Source organism: Actinomadura scrupuli (genome assembly GCF_050971785.1).
Lineage (GTDB): Bacteria > Actinomycetota > Actinomycetes > Streptosporangiales > Streptosporangiaceae > Actinomadura_E > Actinomadura_E scrupuli.
This window is the reverse complement of record NZ_JBPCCU010000009.1, coordinates 103,936-122,798: the sequence shown is the minus strand read 5'-3', so window position 1 is coordinate 122,798 and position 18,863 is coordinate 103,936. Positions and strand designations below refer to the sequence as shown.

The 18,863-nt window shown below is 70.8% G+C and carries 14 protein-coding genes; 3 read left to right on the top strand and 11 right to left on the bottom strand.

The window, feature by feature from the left end:
- Positions 1-5: 5 nt before the first annotated feature.
- Positions 6-257, top strand: coding sequence for a hypothetical protein (locus tag ACRYCC_RS33070; protein WP_433817696.1), 252 nt, complete (start codon positions 6-8; stop codon positions 255-257).
- Complete coding sequence (locus ACRYCC_RS33065; protein WP_433817695.1) at positions 257-3,241, top strand: hypothetical protein; 2,985 nt, start codon at positions 257-259, stop codon at positions 3,239-3,241. The genes ACRYCC_RS33070 and ACRYCC_RS33065 overlap by 1 nt, the downstream gene beginning before the upstream one ends.
- A 54-nt stretch (positions 3,242-3,295) precedes the next feature.
- Here ACRYCC_RS33065 and ACRYCC_RS33060 read toward each other — a convergent pair whose 3' ends face one another.
- The 11 genes from ACRYCC_RS33060 to ACRYCC_RS33010 form a co-directional block, all read right to left on the bottom strand.
- Positions 3,296-5,017, bottom strand: coding sequence for an ArnT family glycosyltransferase (locus tag ACRYCC_RS33060; protein ID WP_433817694.1), 1,722 nt, complete (start codon positions 5,015-5,017; stop codon positions 3,296-3,298).
- Positions 5,018-5,251: 234 nt separating this feature from the next.
- On the bottom strand, positions 5,252-6,271 hold the full coding sequence (locus ACRYCC_RS33055) for an aldo/keto reductase (RefSeq protein ID WP_433817693.1): 1,020 nt from the start codon (positions 6,269-6,271) through the stop codon (positions 5,252-5,254).
- A gap of 192 nt (positions 6,272-6,463) precedes the next feature.
- Complete coding sequence (locus ACRYCC_RS33050; protein WP_433817692.1) at positions 6,464-7,462, bottom strand: phosphotransferase; 999 nt, start codon at positions 7,460-7,462, stop codon at positions 6,464-6,466.
- 121 nt (positions 7,463-7,583) lie between these two features.
- On the bottom strand, positions 7,584-8,378 hold the full coding sequence (locus ACRYCC_RS33045; RefSeq protein WP_433817691.1) for an SAM-dependent methyltransferase: 795 nt from the start codon (positions 8,376-8,378) through the stop codon (positions 7,584-7,586).
- A 167-nt stretch (positions 8,379-8,545) separates the two neighbouring features.
- Positions 8,546-9,331: an oxidoreductase gene (locus ACRYCC_RS33040; RefSeq protein ID WP_433817690.1), complete on the bottom strand. Its 786-nt coding sequence runs from the start codon at positions 9,329-9,331 to the stop codon at positions 8,546-8,548.
- Between the two features lie 218 nt (positions 9,332-9,549).
- Entirely contained in the window at positions 9,550-10,344 is a 795-nt protein-coding gene (locus ACRYCC_RS33035) for an alpha/beta hydrolase (RefSeq protein WP_433817689.1), read from the bottom strand.
- A gap of 124 nt (positions 10,345-10,468) precedes the next feature.
- The gene (locus ACRYCC_RS33030; RefSeq protein WP_433817688.1) at positions 10,469-13,306 is read right to left on the bottom strand and encodes a helix-turn-helix transcriptional regulator; all 2,838 of its coding nucleotides are present in this window, start codon (positions 13,304-13,306) and stop codon (positions 10,469-10,471) included.
- Between the two features lie 140 nt (positions 13,307-13,446).
- Positions 13,447-14,592 carry an MFS transporter gene (locus ACRYCC_RS33025; RefSeq protein ID WP_490885257.1) on the bottom strand — a complete coding sequence of 382 codons (1,146 nt, stop codon included), beginning with the start codon at positions 14,590-14,592 and terminating at the stop codon, positions 13,447-13,449.
- A 212-nt stretch (positions 14,593-14,804) separates the two neighbouring features.
- A complete protein-coding gene (locus ACRYCC_RS33020) occupies positions 14,805-15,629 on the bottom strand; it encodes a hypothetical protein (protein WP_433817686.1) in 825 nt (274 codons plus the stop codon).
- A 14-nt stretch (positions 15,630-15,643) separates the two neighbouring features.
- Positions 15,644-16,309 (bottom strand): 2OG-Fe(II) oxygenase, encoded by a 666-nt coding sequence (locus ACRYCC_RS33015; RefSeq protein ID WP_433817685.1) that lies wholly within the window; start codon positions 16,307-16,309, stop codon positions 15,644-15,646.
- A gap of 126 nt (positions 16,310-16,435) precedes the next feature.
- Complete coding sequence (locus tag ACRYCC_RS33010) at positions 16,436-17,470, bottom strand: threonine aldolase family protein (protein WP_433817684.1); 1,035 nt, start codon at positions 17,468-17,470, stop codon at positions 16,436-16,438.
- Between the two features lie 487 nt (positions 17,471-17,957).
- On the opposite strand from ACRYCC_RS33010, the gene ACRYCC_RS33005 reads away from it, so the two are divergent.
- Positions 17,958-18,863 carry an N-acyl homoserine lactonase family protein gene (locus ACRYCC_RS33005; RefSeq protein WP_433817683.1) on the top strand — a complete coding sequence of 302 codons (906 nt, stop codon included), beginning with the start codon at positions 17,958-17,960 and terminating at the stop codon, positions 18,861-18,863.

Genomic DNA, 18,863 nt, shown 5'->3' with positions numbered 1-18,863 from the left:
TCGCCATGCGGATCAACTGCCATGTCCCGGTCACGGTCCGGGTGTACGGGGAGCCGACGCAGGCCCAGCTGGACGCCCTCGGCGCGGCGCTGACCCGTACCGTCGCGGCGCGGCTGGCGCGGGCCCAGCGCGTGCTGGCGGAGCGGCGGCACGAGATGCTCGCACAGCCACCGCACGAGCAGCCGCCACGTGAGCAGCCGCCACGCGAGCAGGCACCACGTGAGCAGGCACCGTACGGGCGGGAACCGGAAGCCTGATGGGACAGCACTACCACCCCGCACGCATCGTCCGCGGCTCCGGCTCCGGCTCGGCCGGACGGCCGCTGGTCAGGACGGTGCTCACCGGTGTCACCCGCGGGGTGCGGAAGGCGGCCCCCGCTCCAGGGGCGGCGGCCGGGAAGCTCCCGCCGCCCGCCGGCCGGCCCGCGGGGTCCGGCGACCGCCGCGCCGTGCCCGGTTCCGGCGACCGCGCGAAGGCCGCCGGCGCGCCGCCCGTCCAGCAGCCCGCGGAACCGCCGAAGGCGTTCGAGATCGATGACGAGCTGACTTCGTACCCCGACATCGCGGAGATCCAGAGCTCCCCCGTGATGCTCCGCTACTTCGGCCTGCGCGACCTCTACGGGCGGCGCTTCCCGTACCAGCGGCTGCGCGAGTTCGCCCCGCTGCGGCCGGCGGAGCTCGCGGTCATGATGAACGCCTACGATCAGCTCCAGCGGCTTTCCCCGGACGACTGGAGGCTGCTGGAGGAGCAGGCCGGCGCGGACCGCCCGCCCGGTGACTGGACCGAGGCGAGCAGGCGGATAGACGACTTCGTGCACAGCGCCCGGCGCGCCCAGCGGGCCCGGGAGATCGCCACCAGGGACGCGGCGATCGACGCGGCGCACGCCCGGGTCAGTCCCGGCCGGGAGCGCCAGGCCATCGACCGGCTCACCGGCCTGTCCGATCTCTACGAGGACATCAAACTCTTGGAGATCATGCCGGACGGCACCGGCTCCAAGGAGTTCCGGGCCGAGTTCGCGCAGCGCAAACGGGAGCTCCGGGAGAAGGTGCAACGCGGGCTGCGGGCGGCGAACTTCGCCACCGTCGACGACTTCGACCTCGCGGTCCGGGCACTCCGCCAGGTGGTGCGGGACCGCGCGGTCAACATCGCGCTGGCCACCATGAAGCAGAGCGAGCGGGTCGTCCGGGCCGAGCTCCAGCGCTACGGGGAACCCGCAGTGCTGGTGAAGCTGGCCACCGAGCTGGCGAGTCTGCGCCGCCCGCCGCCCCCGTCCGAGGACACCGTCCTGGCGTTCCTCGGCCGGTATCCGATCCTGCTGGACGAGAGGGCGCTACAGCACGTGCTGCCGGTCCGCGTGCCCGACATCCTCGGTGACGTGCTGCGGCAGAACGCGCAGGCCCAGCTCGGCAACATCGACACCACTCGGGCCACGCTCGCGAGCGATCCCGAGGACGTCTTCAGCCTCAACCGCATCATCGACGAGACGCTGGAACAGCTCTCCCTGCCACCGGAGTCCGTACCCGCGCGGCTCATCCGGGAAGGGCGGGCCGCGCCGGAACGACACCCCGTACGGGCGGTGGTCGACAAGTTGCTGCTCGTGCTCAGCTTCGCGTGGGGCCCGCTGGCGGTGGTGGGCTATGCGGCCCGGGTGGCCCAGCTCCTGCTGCAGCTCCACGACGCGGCAAGCCGCGAGGAGGAGCGAGTGCGGCGGACGGCGGCCAACGCGGGCGCCCGGCTGGCGGACCCGCCCGCACCGAGCGGTCAGGGCTGGGAGGTGTTCGCGCTCGTCCTGGCGGTCACCGGGGTGATCGGGGGCGCCCCCCAGACATTGCTCCCGAACCAGTCACGGCTGTCCGCCAGAGCCGTCCAGCTGCTGGCCAAGGGCGTCAAGAAGGAAGAGGAAACCGCGCTGGCGTTCCTGCACGGGACCCAGTTCGTGGACGCGGGCGGCGGCCGGGTGGTGTTCGTGCATCCGGACTTCCCCGACGAGGTCTTCCACCTCGATGCCGCGGGGCTCACTCGCTACCGCAACGTCCAGGGGGTGCCCCGCCAGACCGGGCACTGGGCGCAGGCCGAACTGGAGAACGCGGGAACGCCGGTGGTGCCCGTGGCCAAGAGCGGTCCCGTGCGGTCCCCCAGACCGGCGCCGGAGCCGCCGGCGCCGGTCCCGGCCGAGCGGGCGCCGCAGCCGCGCACCGGTCCGGCGAAGCCGGGGTTCGGCTCCCTCGGGGCCGCGGCCCGGTTGTCGCCGGAGACCGCCGCCGCCGAGGCGCGGCTGCGGGCGCTCATCCAGGACATGACCAGGCGCGCCGAGGACCTCATCCCCGGCTTCGGCCGCTTCATGAGGGGCGATCGCAAGGACAAGCTGCTCAAGCGGGCCGAGGAGATGGTCAAGCGCCTGCGCTCCTACGACCAGCGGCTCACCTCCGGGCTCGCCGGCTTCCGGAAGGGCTTCACCCACGAGGCGATGGACCAGGAGGTCCGTGAGGCCATCGCCTGGCTGGAGCCGAGACTCGGCGGCGCCATGAGGGACCTGGAGCGGCTGGAGCGGCTGGTGCGGCCGGTACCGCTCGCGAACGCCGCCGAGCAGGCGGTGATCGACCGTTACGTAGCCAGGCTCAGCCGCCTGCGCGACCTGCAACAGCGGGTGGAGATGGGCGACGCCTCGGCCCTGGCCGGCCGCGACGCGGTACGCGACGAGCTGGCCGCGATCGAGCAGCGGGCCAGAAGCTTCCCGGCGGGCGAGGAGAACCTGCTGCCCAACCTCGAAACGCTCGCCGCCGAACGCCGCGTCCTGCTCACGCACGGTGTCGAGGGCACCTTGACGGGGTTGCGGTCCACTGCGACCGCGGCCACCATCCTGCCGGGCGAACTCGCCAACCGGTCGTACGCCGAGATCGTCCAAGCGCTCGGGCGGCCACCCAGGATCGAGCTCCCCAACCGGATCCCGGTCAAGCCGAGCGAGCCCCTCAGCGGCGCCGCGACGCTCACGTGGGCGTTCCCGGACGGCAGTTACCTGCGCATCGACGTGCCGGGCCCCGGCAGCCGGCCGTTCGCCAGCGGAATGGAGCCGCACATCGCCCGGGTGGGCCCCGGCAACGTCCACTTCAGCGACCACGGCATCGTGGTGCCCGTCGACACGGCACCCGCCCACATCCCACTGCGGGTCACCGGCCAGACGGACCCGTTGCACGCCGCGCTCGCCGCCGCCCGCCGGGCGGCGGCCCGGGCGCCCGAGTAGCCCGTGAGCCAGGGCTTTCCGCCCCGGTAGCGGCAGCGGTCCGTGCCGCTCAGGTCATCGTCGCGGCGAGCCGGTCGCGGCGGGCCGGTAGTAGATCGTGATCGAGTGGCCCACCTCGTCGATCGGCTCGCTGCTGTTGATCAGCGCCGCCAGCCGGCCGCGGGATTTGGCGATCCAGGTGTCGGACACGACGAGCAGGCCGTGGACCTCGTCCGGAGGGACCTTGAGCGGGTTCGAGGCGTGGATGCCGTAGTAGGACGGCAAGCCGCTGCCCTTGTAGACGAGCCAGATCCTCTCGCCCGGGTGGCGTTGCCGGAGGTGCTCGGCGAGCCGCCCCAGGTCCTGACCCCAGTCGACGTTCGAGTCGTGCAGACGCAGGTGGGTCTTCGACGGCCCGCCGAACGCCTCGTTGGAGTAGGGCAGGTAGTACGGGAACGTCCGCAGCGAACTGGCCGCCACGAACAGGAGCAGCGCAGCCGTCACGGCGGGCGTCCACCGCCGGCGGAGGGCCACCACGCCGGCCGCCGCGACCGCCATGAACACCGGCACGATGATGGCGTACCTGACACCCCAGTCGCGGGAGCCGTTCAGGACGGCGGCCAGCAGGACGGCCGGCGGGACGAGCACGTACGGCACCGCGGGCCGCAGCCGGGGCACCGTCACCGTCGCGAGGGCGCCCGCCAGCCACAGTGCGAGCATGCCGAGCGGCGTCTTCACCAGCAGCGCGACCGGCAGGTAGTACCACCGCGGGCCGCGGTACTGGTGGCCGAGCAGGAAACCGCGGTACGTCTGGTACTCGAAGCCGAACTGGATGCGCATGCCGTCCCGGTACGGCCGCGGGAAGGGTAGCCAGTCGACGACGAGCCCCCGCAGCCCGTGGACGACGGGTACGTTCGCGGGCGTCGTCCAGCGCAACCGTGGGTCGACCGCCAGGTAGGTGCCCCACACGACGATGACCGAGATCAGCGCCACGCCGGCCGCCGCCGCCAGGCCGAGCCCGAGCAGCCTCACGGCCCCGCGCCTGCCGAGATCGGGTCTCCGGTGGGCGTACCAGAACGACAGGGTCACCAGCAGCAGGAGCACGGGAACCGCCGGCAGCGTACTCATCCTGGTGGCCAGGGCCGCGCCGAGCGCCACCCCGGCGAGCGGCAGGTAGCGCAACGGCCGCCGCCGCGCCCGCCACAGCAGCCAGACCGACGTCAGCAGGAAGCCGGCCGCGGGTACGTCGAGCGTGGCCAGCGACCCGTTCGCGATGATGTCGGGCGAGAACGCGTACAGGCCGAGCGCCGCCAGCCCGCCCACGGAGCCGGCGAGGTCACGCGCGAACGCGAAGACGACCAGCCCGAACAGCAGTGTCAGCACGATCATCGGCAGCCGGGCCAGCAGCATGAGCCGCCACGCGTCGTTGCCCGATTTGTAGAGCAGATGCCGTCCGACCGCCCCGTCGGAGCCGACGAAGGCGGGATCGAAGTGCGCGTGCGCGAACGCGACCCCGGACTCGATGATCAGCTTGCCGAGCGGCGGGTGCTCGGGGTTGTACCGCAGGCTGTGCTCCCGCAGGTAGACCATCGCCGAGCCCACGTACACGGGCTCGTCCGTGGTCGGAGTCTGCTGCACGGCCGTCGTGACCATGGCGATCGCCATCTCGGCGAGCAGCGCGACCGCCACCAGTGGGATCAGCCATCGCCGGTGCCGCCGCAGCGCCTGGAACCGTCCCGGCGTCATCCCGCCGCTCGCCGATTCGGGCGGCGAGGAGCGGAGTCGCGGCAAGGTCATGACCACCTTCGCATCATGTAGCGATCTTCACACAGGCGGCCGCCGGTCATCTGCTCGATTGGCGCATGGTCGTGGTGTCCATGGTGTCGGCAAGGCAAAGAATGATCGAACAGCCACGGGGGACACGCTCCGTTCGGGAGCGGTGAGGTCCGCGGCCGTTGCGACGGGTCGGGCGGGGCGGGTGGTGCGTAGGCCACCGCCCGCCCGCCGCTCGGTCGCCGACGTGACGAGCGATCAGCGACGTCGCTGCGCCGCGTCGAGCAGGGCGGGCGGAGTGTCGTGCTTCTCGTGTGCGGCGAGGTCGACGCCGGGCGCGACGACCGCGTCGATCGCGTCGAGCACGTCGGCGGAGAGCACGGTGTCCGCGGCGGCGAGCTGAGAGTGCAAGTGGTCCATGGTGCGGGGGCCGATGATCGCGCTGGTCACGGCGGGGTGCGCGGTCACGAACCCGAGCGCGAGCTGGATCATGGTCAGACCGGCCTCGGCGGCGACGCCGGCCAGTTGCTCGACGGCATCCAGCCTGGCCCGGTTGGAGGGGATGGCGGTGTCGAAGCGTTGCGGCATGAGCGTCGAGCGGCTGGTCGTGATCTCCTGCCCCGCGCGGATCGCGCCGGACAGCCAGCCCGAGGCCAGCGGGCTCCACACCAGCACCCCGAGCCCGTACTGCTCGGTCACGGGCAGGACGTGGGTCTCGATACCGCGTTGCAGGATCGAGTAGCTGGGCTGTTCGGTGACGTAACGGCCCAGGTGGTTCTCCCGGGCGGCCCACTCGGCCTGCACGATGCGGTACGCGGGGAACGTCGAGGAGCCGAAGTAGCGGATCTTTCCCGCGCGCTGCAGGTCGGTCAAGGCCGACAGTGTCTCCTCGTCGCTGGTGCCCGGGTCCCACCGGTGGATCTGGTAGAGATCGACGTGGTCGACGCCGAGACGGCGCAGGCTGTTGTCCAGCTCGGTGACCAGCCAGCGGCGCGAAGCGCCCTGGTGGTTGCGTTCGTCGCCCATGGGCATGCTCGCCTTCGTGGCCAGCACGAGGTCGTCGCGGCGGCCGGCGATGGCCTTGCCGACCATCTCTTCCGACTCGCCGCCGCTGTACATGTCGGCGGTGTCGATGAGGTTGATGCCCCCCTCCAGGGCGGCGTCGACCATGGCGGTGACCTCGTCCTGGGTGGTACGCCCCAGACTGCCGAAGTTCATCGCGCCGAGCACGAGGGTGCTGACCTGCACACCGGTGCGGCCCAAGGTGCGGTACTGCATGACTGTTCCTCCTGAGGGGTGAAGCGAGTTCGCGAGGCGTGGCCCGGTATCGGCCTCGCCTGTTCCGGCAACCGAAGTAAACGGAACCATGTTCCGCTAACATACGGAACATGGTTCCGTTTGCCAAGTGGCGTGACGGAGGTAGGTCACCGGGAGATGAGGATCCGCGGACCTCGGCGAGGCGGTCGTCGGTCAGCCGGACCGATGATCGATGTTCTCGATCACTTCCTGCAGGTTCTGCCAGCCCTCGTGGTCGTTGTCGTCGCCGTGGTGGAGGTTGCGGAACTGGTTCCAGCACACCGCGAGCTCGGTGAGGTCCCATTGGAGGGCGTAGAGCTCGATCATCGAGGGGAGCGGGGTGACGCCCGTGGCCTGGTGGTAGGCGGCGAGGACGGAGCCGTTTCCGGGGTCGACGGTCCGCAGGTCGCGTTCGGGAGGGGCCACCAGGGCGGTGTCCCAGTCGATGAGTTTCCAGCCGGATGGGGCGAGCATGGTGTTGCCCGCGTGGGGCTCGCCGTGGGTGAGGACGCTGCGATCGGCGTAGGAGCGGGCCTCCTCGACCAGGGCGTCGTAGTCCTCGAGCGATCGGCTGATGGGAGCGGCGTTGGCGGCCAGCAGGCTCGCGGCGCGAGCGGTGTAGGGCCCGCCGCGCCCCGCACCGCCGGTGCCGGTGAGTGCGGTCACCAGCTCGGCGCGGTGGGCGATGGTGAAGTCGTCGCGGGCGGCGTGCCGCCAGGTGGTGCGGGGCGAGGTGTGGACGGCGACGATCATGTCGAGTACGGCGTCGCGGTGATCTGCGCTCGCGTACTCGCCCCAGTCGAAGCTCTGCCCGTCGACGAACGGGTAGAGCGACACCGCGAAGCGTTCGCCCAGCCGGATCAGCGGTTCACCGCCGCGGGCGGGAATCGGCGCGACGACGAAGTCGAGGCCGTGGTCGCCGAGCGCGGTCGCCGTGGCGAACGAAGCGCGCAGACGGTGCAGGACCTGCGACGGTTCGTCGGGGGCCTGCCCAGGGGCGCCCAGTTCGTCGACGTTGGCGAACCACCGGGCGCCGCCGGCTTCGGTGACCGACCAGTGATGGCTGCCGAAGCCGACCGGCCGGTACGCGACCGATGCGATGTCCAGGTCCCAGCCGTCGGCCAGTGCCGAGACGAGGTCGTTGTCGGCCAGGCCGCGCGGGGGTGAGAGCACACAACACACTCTGCCCCCGGCGGCGCCTGCTCTGCGACGCATTAAATCCGAAGCTCGCCCACGCCGGGGAGCCGACGCGGTGACGCTGGTCGTGGCCCGCGTCGCCCCGGCCGCCGCGCCGTCAGGGCTTGCGGCCGACGCCGCCGAACTCGTCGATCTCTACGGCCTCGCTGATATCGACGGCTGGAGGGTGCCACAGCGGACAGGACACGACTCCGGGCGGCAGGATCTCCCAGCCTTCGAAGAAGCCTTCGAGCTGCTGGGGGCTGCGCAGGGTGTAGGGGGGCTCGGCCGAGCGGTTCCAGATCTCGATGGCCTCGGCGGACGCGGGGTCCACGACGTTGGTGGCGTCGTAGAGGACCAGGTGACTGCCGCTGGGCAGCGCGTCGGACAACCGCCGGACGATCGACCGCGCCTCGTCGTAGTCGGTGATGTGGCCGAGGATGCCCATCAGAAGCAGCGCGATCGGCTCGCCGAAGTCCAGGGTCTCGGCCGCGTCGGCAAGGATCTTGTCCGGGTCGCGCAGGTCGGCGTTCAGGTAGGCGGTCTTCCCCTCCGGCGTGCTGGTCAGCAGGGCGCGGGCGTGCATGAGGACGAGCGGGTCGTTGTCCACGTACACCACACGCGCGGACGGGACGGCCCGTTGTGCGACCTGATGGGTGTTGTCGGCGGTCGGAAGCCCGGTGCCGATGTCGAGGAACTGCTTCACGCCGAGGTCGGCCGCGAGGTGGCGGACGGCGCGCTGGAGGAACTGCCGCGTGGCGCGGGCGAACAGCGCCATGTCCGGGATGACCTTCAGGATCTCGTCGCCGACCTGCCGGTCCGCGGCGTAGTGGTCCTTGCCTCCCAGCCAGTAGTTCCAGATCCGGGCGGTCTGGGGGACGTCGGGGTTGAGCGCGGGTACCTCGTTCGTCACGGGTGACTTCCTCACTCGGGGCTGTTGGGTTCGTCCGGATCATCCAACTACTGATGGAGACGTGGGAGCACGGATTCGCCGGATCGGGGACAGACCGGGTCCGGCCGCCTCCACATCCAGGCGGCGTCCGGGCGGCGCCGGCCGCCCGGACGGCCCTGCCATGCGGGTCACAGGGTCTTGATGAGCCCTCCGTCGATGACGAAGTCGGCGCCGGTGACGTTTCCGGCTCGGTCGCTGGACAGCAGCAGCACCAGATCGGCGATCTCCCGAGGATGGGTGAACCTGCCGGTCTCCGCCTGCGCGGCGGCCTGTTCGGCCACCGCGGCGGGGTCGCCGCCGCCGGCGCGCGCGACGGTCGCGGCGACGCCGTGGTCACCGAGCCACAGGTCCGTGGTGACCGGGCCGGGGCTGATGGTGTTGACCCGTATGCCGCGCGAGCCGACCTCTTTCGACAGTGACTTGGAGAAGTTCGTCAGGGCCGCCTTGGCGGCGCTGTAGTCGATCACTGCCGGGTCGGGCAGGAAGGCGTTGACCGAGCTGATGGTCACGATGTTCCCGTGTCCGGCCGCGAGCATCGTGGGCAGCGCGGCACGGGTGGTGCGCACGGCCGCCATCAGGTTGAGGGTCAAGGAGGTGAACCACTGCTCGTCGGTGATGTCGAGGAATCCGGTCAGGCGCGGGGAGACCGCACCGACGTTGTTGACCAGGATGTCGAGCCTGCCGCGTGCCACGGCGGCCGCGATGAGCCGGGCCGGCCCGGTCGCGGTGGACAGATCGACCTCGATCACCTGCACTTTTCCGGTCTCGGCCAACGCCGTCAGCTCGGCCGTCGCCTGGCGTGCTCCGGCGATGACGTGTACCCCCTCGTCGACCAGCGACCGGGTGATGGCCAGGCCGATTCCCTTGCTGGCTCCGGTCACCACCGCGACCTCGCCGTGCAGTCCCAAATCCATGAAATTCCCTTCCTGCCAACCATCCTGGCAACCGGCTGGTCATGCCGACCGGGGCGGCGACGGCACGTGGCCGTCGCCGCGTGGTCATGAGCGGATGATGCCCATGGGCGCGCGGGTCGCCATGGCGGCGGTACGACCCACGCCCGGCTCCCCGTCGCCGGCGGCGAACGAGACCGGGCCTGGGCCTGGGGTGAGAAGACCGATGCGCGGGCGCGGTCTCAGAGCGACTGTTCCTTCAGCCAGGCAAGTGAGGCGTCGGCGACCTCCCGCCAGCCACTGTCGATCGTCAGGGAGTGCGCCCGGTCGGGGAAGTCCTTGATGTCGGTGACCGCGTCGGAGTGGCGGTACTGCTTCAGGGTGGACTTGGTGACCGCCTCGGGCACCGTGTGGTCCTTGCCACCCATGATCAGCAGCAGCGGGCCGCGTGACTCGTTGGCGGTGTCGACCTTGGCCGGCGAGTGCGGGTTGAAGTTGGCGGCGGCGGCCTCGAACAGAGGCTTGCCGGGCGCCGGGATCGCCCAGCGGTCGTAGAGCTCCCGGGACTCTTCCTCGGAGACGGCGTTGCCGAACGCGTAGCGGAACTGCTCGGCGGTCAGGGAGACGGCCTTGTGCTTGTTGGCCGGGTTCTTGAACACCGGAAGGGTGGAGCGCAGCGCGGACAGCGGCAACGGAAGCACGCCCTTGATCTGGGCGGCGTCGATGGCCACGGCTGCGGCCGCGAGGTCCTGGCCGAGGAGCTTCTGAGCGATCATGCCGCCGAAGGAGTGCCCGATCAGGATCGGCTTGGTCGGCAGTCCGTCGATGATCTTCGCGTAGTGCGTGACGACGTCGTCGATACCGTGGTCGGCGATGCTCTCGGGGTTCGCGCGCGCCTCCTCGACGGTGTCCGGGTCGCCCGGCCAGCCAGGTGCCAGCGGTTCGTAGCCCGCCTCCCGGAACAACTCGACCCAGGGGTTCCAGGAGGTGGCGTGCAGCCACAGCCCATGAATGAAGATGACAGGAGTAGGAGTCATGATCGCCTCTCAGCTCGGGCCCGGAACACTGTGGTCCAGGCATGAACCAGGACATCATGACCGGGGGTGTGTTCGAACCGGGGAAAGTCCCCAGTCCCGGAAGCGCCCGGGGGCCGGGCGGTCGTCAGCCGCTCGGCCCGGGACTTCCGTGTGCCGGGGCAGGTTCATCGAGGAGTGCTCGGGCGAGTTGGCGCCGGGAGGTGAGGTCGAACTTCCGGAAGATCTTGTTGAGGTGGTACTCGACCGTCGAGGTGGTGATGAAGAGCCTGGTGGCGATCTCCGCGTTCGTCGCGCCCGCTGCGGCGAGACCGGCGACCTGCGCCTCCTGAGGCGTCAGGTGGTGGCTGGTCTGCGCTGTCCGTTTGCGGGGTCGTTCGCCGGTGGCCAGCAGCTCTGTCCGCGCGCGTTCCGCGAACGCGGTGGCGCCCATGGTGGCGAACATCTCATGTGCGGTCCGCAGCCGGCGGCGGGCGTCCGAGCGGCGTCTCCGCCGGCGCAGCCACTCGCCGTAGAGCAGGTGAGCCCGGGCGAGCTCGGTGACGACCAGCGTACGGCCGAGTAGCTCGATGGACTCCAGGTAGAGGTCCTCGGCGCGGTCGTCGTCGGCCATCAGCGCGCGGGACCGGGCGAGCACCCCCAGCGCCCACGGCGTCCCGCTGATCGGCGCACGTTCGGACAGGCGCGCGAGAGCGGTGGACGCGGCGGCACGGTCCCCGGCGCGCACGGCCGCCTCGACGACGTCGGGCAGCACATGGTTGCCGGGCCCGGGCGCGTCGTCCTCGTAGACCCGGAGAGCCCAGGCGAGCGCCTCACGGTAACGGCCGAGGCTGAGCTCGAGGACGGTGAGGGCGAGGAGCGCGTGGTTGGCCGCGGCTCCGATTCCCCGCTGTTCGGCCCACGTCCCTATCACGATGTCCGCCGCCGCGCGCGTCTGCGCCTCGTGTCCCCGCCATGCCAGCAGCTCCACCAGGGGCCCCGACCCTTCGGCCGGTATCCCGGTCGCCGTGGCGATCTCGGCCGCCTCGGCGTGGAGCGCCTCCGCCTTTCCGAACCGGCCGGCCCACAGCTCGCAGCTGGCCAGGCCCTGGAGCGTGATCCGCAGCGCCTGCAGCGCACCCTGATCGCGGTCGAAGGTGTCGAGGCGCCCGAGTACCTCCCGGCGCCCAGTGTCATCCCACAGGTCCTCCGTCGCCAGACAGAGCAGGACGGCGAGGGGCATGCCCGCCTCGACGAGTTCCCCCTCGGCGCGCATGGCCGTGACCGCCGCGCGCAGCAGCGGCACCGCCTCCGGGAACCCGCAGGCAACGCGGTTCGCGAACGCGTCCAGCAGCAGGTCTGGGACCGTCGCGCGCACGGAATGATCCCGGGGCGCATTGAGTGCGGTGCGCGCCACGTCGACGAGGGTCGTCCCAGTGGTGTAGCGGCGGGCCATGATCGCCGCCTCGAGCGCCTGGAACAGCATGCCCTGGACCAGCCGCTCTTCGCGAGGGTCGATGGCCGCGACCGCCTCCAGCAGGATCGACGGCACCGCCGCCACCCGGGCGAAGAACATCTCGATCGCCGCCCGCAGCCGTAGCGCTCCGACGCGCATCGCGGGTGCACCGAGCTCGGGCGCCGCCCGTTCGAGCAGGGACTGCGCCATGAGGGGATCGCCGGCGACGAGGTGCGCCTGGGCGGACGCGAACAGCCGGCCGGCCCGATCCTGCGGATCGGGGGTCAGCTCCGCCGCCCGGAGGAGGAACGCGGCCTGCGCCGAGTGGCCACCACGGCTCCGGGCGCGCTCGGACGCGCGCTGGAGCTCCAGCGCGACCCCCTCGTCGAGGCCGACGGCCGCCGTGGCCAGGTGCCACGCCCGGCGGTCCGGATCACGGTCGCGATCGATCACGGCGGCGAACGCCTCGTGAACGCGCCGCCGGTCCGCCGGCCGTGCCCCTCCGTAGACCGCCGAACGGATGAGGGGATGACGGAAGGCGAGGTCGGGCTGTGGCGAAAGGATCCCGCCCGACACCGCGGGGTCCGCCGCCTCAGGCGACAGGCCGAGCAACGCGGCGGCCCGCCAGAGCACCGCGGGATCCTCTGTCGGCGCGACGGAAGCGACGAGCAGCAACGACCGCGTTTCCGCGGGCATCGCGCCGACCTGACGCAGGAAATGCGCCTCCATGCGCCGGCCCACCGGCAGCGGCACGGGCAGCAAGGACCCGCCGGCCAGCTGCTCGCCGGACAGCTCGACCGCGAGCTCGACCAGGGCGAGAGGATTGCCCCGGGTCTCGGTGACGATCCGCTCGACCACCTGCGGATCGAGCCGTCCGGCAACGGCAGCGGCAAGCAACCGGCGGGCGTCGGTCTCGGGCAGACCGGCGACCTGGACCGTGGGAAGCCCGCCGAGCGCCGACAGGCCGGCCGGCCCGTCCCGGACGGCGAGCAGCAACCCGATGCCGTCCGCGTGCAGGCGGCGCCCCACGAAGGCCAGCACCTCCAGCGATTCCCGGTCCAGCCACTGCGCGTCATCGACGAGGCACATCAGTGGTTGCTCGCCGGCGACGTCCGCGAGCAGGGTGAGGGCGGCCAGACCTACGAGGAAGCGATCCGCCGGCGGACCTGCGACGAGGCCGAAGGCGGCGCCCAGCGCGTCGCGTTGCGGACCGGGCAACTGGTCCGCCCGATCGAGGAAAGGCAGCAGCAGCCGGTGCAGCGCCGCGAAGCCGAGCTGGATCTCCGACTCCACCCCGGCGACATTCGCGATGTGAAGATCGGTGGCCGTACCCGCCGCGTACTCCAGGAGGCGCGTCTTTCCGATCCCGGCCTCGCCGATCAGCACCAGCGTCCCGCTCAGGCCCTCACGCGCCATCTCGACGAGCTCGTCAAGCGCCAGGCACTCCTCGTGCCGGCCCAGCAAGGGGACCGACCGGGACACGCCTGCGCGCCGGGGACCCGCCGGGTACTCCGAGGAGTGCGTGGCCACGACGCGACTCCCCACTGGTCGTAGCCGACGAGACGGCGCCCAGTAATCTCTCGCTGATCGATCCTCATCCTACCGGCTGACATGGGGTTTTCCAGGTACCGGGCTGCCGCGGAAAGACGGGGGTCCCCGTCTCTGGTGCGTCAGGTCCGGTGCGCCGCTCGGGTGGCTCCGATCACCGCGAGCGTGGCGCCCACGGCGAGTGCGATGGCGAAGGCCGTCATCACGGTCTCCATGCCGGTGTACCGCAGAACGATGCTGAAGAGTATCGAGGGCCCGCCCATCCCGGCGTAGGCGATGACGAAGTAGACGGCGAGGACGCCGGCACGTGAGGCCGGCACCGCGGCGGCGGTGGACCGTGTCAGGCCGCTGCTGAACAGCAGACCCGCCCCGGCCCCGGCGACGACGACGGCGATCACGAACAGCCAGAGGGCCGGGTGGCGCAGCGAGACGGACACGAGCACCAGCCCGGCGACGAAGGCCACGACGCCCACCGTGAGCATCTTGTCCGGCGCGCGCCTGCCGATCGTGAGCTGGGCCACCGCAGCCGAGGCGAACATCGAGAACGGCACCACGCCCGCGACGAAAGGGGAGCCGGCGCCCAGGACGTCGCGGATCATGATGGCGCCAAGGGACGCCACCAGACCCAGCAGGGCGAAGGCGAAGAATCCGAGCCCGGCGCCCGAGACGAACGCCGCTCCGCCGCCGTCCTGCAGCGCGAAGCGGCGCGGCCGGTCCTGCCGATGGCCGCCGGCGACAACCGTCTCCGGGCTGGACAGCACGAGGACGAGTGAGATCGCCAGGGCGACGGCGAACACGACCTGGGTCGTGGTCAGTGGCGCGGGCAGCCACTGGGCGATCACGCCCGCAGTGAGCGGACCGAGGGCGAGCCCGCCGAGATTACCGAGGGTCGCCACCACGCCGGGGGTCGGCGAAGCGGCGCGGCCGGGATGCGCCTGCCGGAACAGGTCGTGCAGGTAGGTCGTGGCGGTGGAGGCCATCAATCCCACCCCGATCCCGTTCAGAACGCGTCCCAGCACGAGCCCGGGCACATCGGGCCGGCACAGCAGGACGATCGCAGCGGCGATCGTCACCAGCAGGGCGGCCGCGATGATCCGCCGGCGTCCGAGGCGGTCCGACAGATGGCCGAGGGTCAGGAAGCTGAACGCGGCACCGACGACGAGGACGGCGAAGGCGACGGTCACCGTCGTCGCGCCGAAGCCGTCCCGCGCCTGGTAGAGAGGCCACAGCACCGCAGGTGCCGTGCCGAACGCCATCGAGATCGTCAGTGCGACCGCGGCGAACCAGAATCCCCTCGCAGGGGAGGCACGCCGGGCGCGCGGCCCGCGCGTCGGCGGGGGACATGGCGCGACCCCGCCGTTCCTCGCGGACGCCCTGCCCCGAGGCAATGCGGTCGGCCCTCCATCCCGCGCCGGCGATCTGTGCCCTCTCCCAGAGCCCGGCCGGCCGGGCTCCCTGTGGCGCTGCACGACCTCTCCGGCTACTGGTTCGATGCCAGCCCACGGTGGTACACGTCCGTACTGTGCTTCCAGAGCCGGGGGAACAGCGGCTTGACGGCCAGTCGCTCCAGGTCACTGACGGGCCGCCCGCGCAGGCTGGTCGGCATCTCGACGTCGGCGGTGGCCGCCGGATGCCCGCCCAGGAGCATCCACACGACCGCCAGGTGCACGTGCTTCCACTCCAGGATCTTCGCGTCGAAGCGGTGCAGATTGTTCATCACGCCGGTCAGCAGCGTGATCCGCGCATAGTGCGGCGCCTCGGGAGCGACCGGCGCATCGGTATATGCGGTCAACTGGGTCAGAGTGGTGTCGGCGTCGGCGATCGCGGACTCGAACGCCGCCCACACCGCACGGGCGGCCCGGCGCAGGTTGCGCAGGCCCGGCGAGTCCAGGCCGGTCGCGGTCGGTGACAGGTTCTCCCGCATGGCCAGCATGCTGGCCTGCGGCAGCGTCTCCTCGAACAGCCGCACGGACCGGATCGGAAGGTCGGCGATCTCGACGCAGCGGTGCAGCAGCCGATCGGCGGTCCCGATGTCGCCGTCGCCCAGGGCCGCGGTGACGCGACACAGTTCGTGATGGATGCCGACCCACGCGTACTCGGTGATCAAATGGACGAGCTGGAAGAACCGATGGTCCGGGTGCACCAGTTCGGCCTCAGGCACCAGAGCCGATATCGCGGCGACGACTCCGGTGTCGTTCTCATAGTCGTTTCCACGGTCGTACTCGAAACGCAGCAGCGAGACCGGCTGCGCCGGGTTCAGTACGCGACCGGCCCGTTGCCGCCGCTCTGGGTCGGTGGTCTGCATGGTGTGGGCTCCGATCACTTCGCGCCGAATAGTCGTTCGTTGAGGTCGACCGGTCGTGCCGATTCGGGCGCGCTCGGCAGGTAGTAGTTCATGCCGGCGACGACCCGCAGATCGTCACTACGGGTCAGCGCGGTGACGTAATGCGTGTGGTGACGGGCGTCGAAGAACAGCAGATGCCCGGCGACCGGATGAATGGATGCACAGTCGCGGTCGACGGCGTCGGTGCCCCGTACCTCGCCCGAATTGGACACCCGCAGCGTCCCGCCACTGCCGGGCGGCTGATCGGTGAAGTAGAGCAGTCCCTCGATGGGATTGGAGTCCACATGACATTCGAAGCGGCCGTGCCGCTCGGTCTGCACGTTCAGGTAGATCCCGTAACGCGGATCCCGCGCGGTCTCGACCGTCTCGTCGGTGATGGTCTGGGCAAGGTCGCGGAACCGGCCGGTGTACAGGTCCGTCAGCCATGGCAGGTGCTCGGCGACCTCCTTGCCGTCCACCATGCTGATCAGCACGTCCGCGCCGCCGGGTAGCTCCCGCGAGGTGATCGCCGGCTTGCCGACCGCGCGGTCCTGGGCATGCTCGCGGGCCGTGCGCGTGACGGCGTCCCGCCACCCTGCGGGCAGTTCCGCGGTGACATCGAAGGTGTGCCATGTGAATGGCGTGCGAATCGGAACTTCCATGTTGCCGTTTCCCTAGGGCGGAGACATCGACGTGGATCGGCCGCGCCGGAGCGCGGTGAGGGCCTGTTCGGGTCGGGTGCTCGGGTGGCGGGTGCTCGGGTCAGGTACGGGGGGAATCGAGCTGGATCAGGCACGCAGGATCGCGGTGAGGACCTCGATGGCCCGGTCGATGCCGGCGTCGTCCACGTCGAGGTGAGTGACCAGCCGGCCAACGTGCGGGCCGAGGACCGAGACGTGCACCCCCCGCTCCCGTGCCGCCGCGTCCAGGCCGGGGACGGTCAGATGCGACTTGCTCAGGTCCAGCCGCACGATGTTGGTGCGTACCTGGGCCGGGTCGGCGATGCCGAACTCCTCTAATGCCCCGGCGAGCCGCCGCGCCCGAGCGTGATCGTCAGCCAGCCGCTGGACGTGATGTGCCAGCGCGTACCGGCCGGCCGCCGCGAGGATGCCCGCCTGGCGCATGGCGCCACCCATCCGCTTGCGGATCACCCGCGCCTGTTCGATGCGCTCCTCGGTAGAGATCATGAGTGAGCCGACCGGAGCGCCCAGGCCCTTGGACAGGCACACGGACATGGTGTCGAACAGGGCGCCGTACTCGGCCAGCGCGACACCGTCGGCGATGTGCGCATGCCAGATCCGGGCACCGTCGCAGTGCATCGCGATGCCGGCCGCGTCGGCGACGCGACGTAGGTCCCGCAGCGTTTCCAGCGGGATGACGGCGCCACCTGCGAGGTTGTGCGTCTGCTCGACCGCCAGCGCCCGGGTCGGCACGGCCTGGTACGTTCCAGGCCGGATCATCCGGGCGACGAGGTCGACGTCGATGTAACCGCCGCTGGCGGGCCAGATTCGGGACGAGATGCCGCTGTACGCAGCCGCCGTGCCGGTCTCGTACGTGATCAGGTGGGCGTCCGCGTCGCAGAGGAGTTCGTCCCCACGAGGCACCAGTGTCGCCAATGCCACCTGATTGGCCATGGACCCGGAAGGGGTGAACATCGCCGCCTCGTGCCCGAACAGCGCGGCGACTTCACCTTCCAAGGCGTTGACGTTCGGGTCTTCCCCGTAACAGTCATCCCCGACCTCGGCCTCGGCCATTGTCGCGCGCATCGCGGACGTCGGCCGAGTCACGGTGTCACTGCGCAGGTCGACGATTTGCTGGGCCAACAGGCACCTCCACAAGCAACACGGGAACCATACCGTACTTCGCAAAACGATCGCTACAGGATGAGCGCCCTGGACAGATGAATCGTTGGTGACTTCTGCGGATATCGATGCCTTTCATTTCGCTGAAGGCCGGCATGCCAGAGCGGGAGCGGATCCGAACCGGCATGCCGTGAGCCGCCTACCGGATTCGACTGGAATGTGAATTGGTGTCCGTTTCCCACGGTGGCGAAAAGGTCTACCGAAGGCCTGCATGGCACTGCAATGGACAGTTCCGACCCCGTTGTCCTTGAATGTCCAGGCGTGCTCGAGTTTCACGCCTCCTGGCTCTGAGGGCCTGCGCGCCCTTGTCCTGTCGCGAGATGGTCGCACCGCAGCGCAGGTCACCCAGCGTCACTGATCACCACCGGAAGCGGCTTGTCAGGTGGGTTGACAGAATAGATGTCGTATAATCTAATGTCGTGTAATACATTCACGACGAGGGGCCATCATGACAGCGTCAGACTCGATCGCACGGGTGTCGGTCATCAGTACCGGCACGGTCGCCATTCGCCCCGAGCACGTCGGCCCGACGTGGAAGAACTTCTACGTCTGGCTGTCCACCTCCCGGCGGTGGACCGCTCCGCTTCCCATCAACGCCTACGTCATCGAGCACCGCGAGGGACTCGTACTGTTCGACACCGGCCAGGACCGTGCGTCCGTCACCGACCCCGGCTACTTCCCCGGCGGCCTGAACGGGCTGGTGTACTCCCGGCTCGCCAAGTTCGACATCGGCGTGGACCAGACCCTGACGGCCGGCTTGCGCAGGCTGGGCCACGGCGTCGACGACGTGCGCACCGCCGTCCTCTCCCACCTGCACCAGGACCACATCGGCGGGCTGCCCGAGCTCGGCCGCTCGGAGATCATCACCAGCCGGCGGGAGTGGGACTCGCTCCACAGGCGGATGCCCGAGATGCGAGGCCTGATGCCCTCCCACATCGACCTCCCGGGCCTACGGTGGAGGCACGTCGAGCCGGAGAAGCTCGCCGATCCGGCGCTCGCGCCGTTCAGCCACGGGCACGACCTGTTCGGCGATGGCAGCCTGGTGCTGCTGCCGACTCCCGGCCACACGCCCGGGTCGCTGTCGATGCTGGTGCGGCGGCCCGGCTCCCGTCCGCTTCTCATGGTCGGCGACCTCACCTACGACGATCGGCTCCTGGCCGACGGCAAGGTGCCGGGAGTGGGTCACAAGGGGCAGATGCGCACCGCAGTACAGAGGGTGAACGAGCTGCGCACTCGGCTGCCGGGCCTGGTCGTCCTGCCCGCCCACGACCCCGGCGCCGCCGCCCGCCTGGCGGACGCGCTGGACCAGGGCCCGGCCGGGCCGCCGCGCACGGACCTGCCCGTGAGACCGTGA

Bases quoted from the DNA above. Each gene is read 5' to 3' on its own strand.
- ACRYCC_RS33070 (WP_433817696.1), top strand. From the start codon at position 6: ATGCGGATCAACTGCCATGTCCCGGTCACGGTCCGGGTGTACGGGGAG.
- ACRYCC_RS33065 (WP_433817695.1), top strand. From the start codon at position 257: ATGGGACAGCACTACCACCCCGCACGCATCGTCCGCGGCTCCGGCTCC.
- ACRYCC_RS33060 (WP_433817694.1), bottom strand. From the start codon at position 5,017: ATGACCTTGCCGCGACTCCGCTCCTCGCCGCCCGAATCGGCGAGCGGC.
- ACRYCC_RS33055 (WP_433817693.1), bottom strand. From the start codon at position 6,271: ATGCAGTACCGCACCTTGGGCCGCACCGGTGTGCAGGTCAGCACCCTC.
- ACRYCC_RS33040 (WP_433817690.1), bottom strand. From the start codon at position 9,331: ATGGATTTGGGACTGCACGGCGAGGTCGCGGTGGTGACCGGAGCCAGC.
- ACRYCC_RS33035 (WP_433817689.1), bottom strand. From the start codon at position 10,344: ATGACTCCTACTCCTGTCATCTTCATTCATGGGCTGTGGCTGCACGCC.
- ACRYCC_RS33020 (WP_433817686.1), bottom strand. From the start codon at position 15,629: ATGCAGACCACCGACCCAGAGCGGCGGCAACGGGCCGGTCGCGTACTG.
- ACRYCC_RS33015 (WP_433817685.1), bottom strand. From the start codon at position 16,309: ATGGAAGTTCCGATTCGCACGCCATTCACATGGCACACCTTCGATGTC.
- ACRYCC_RS33005 (WP_433817683.1), top strand. From the start codon at position 17,958: ATGACAGCGTCAGACTCGATCGCACGGGTGTCGGTCATCAGTACCGGC.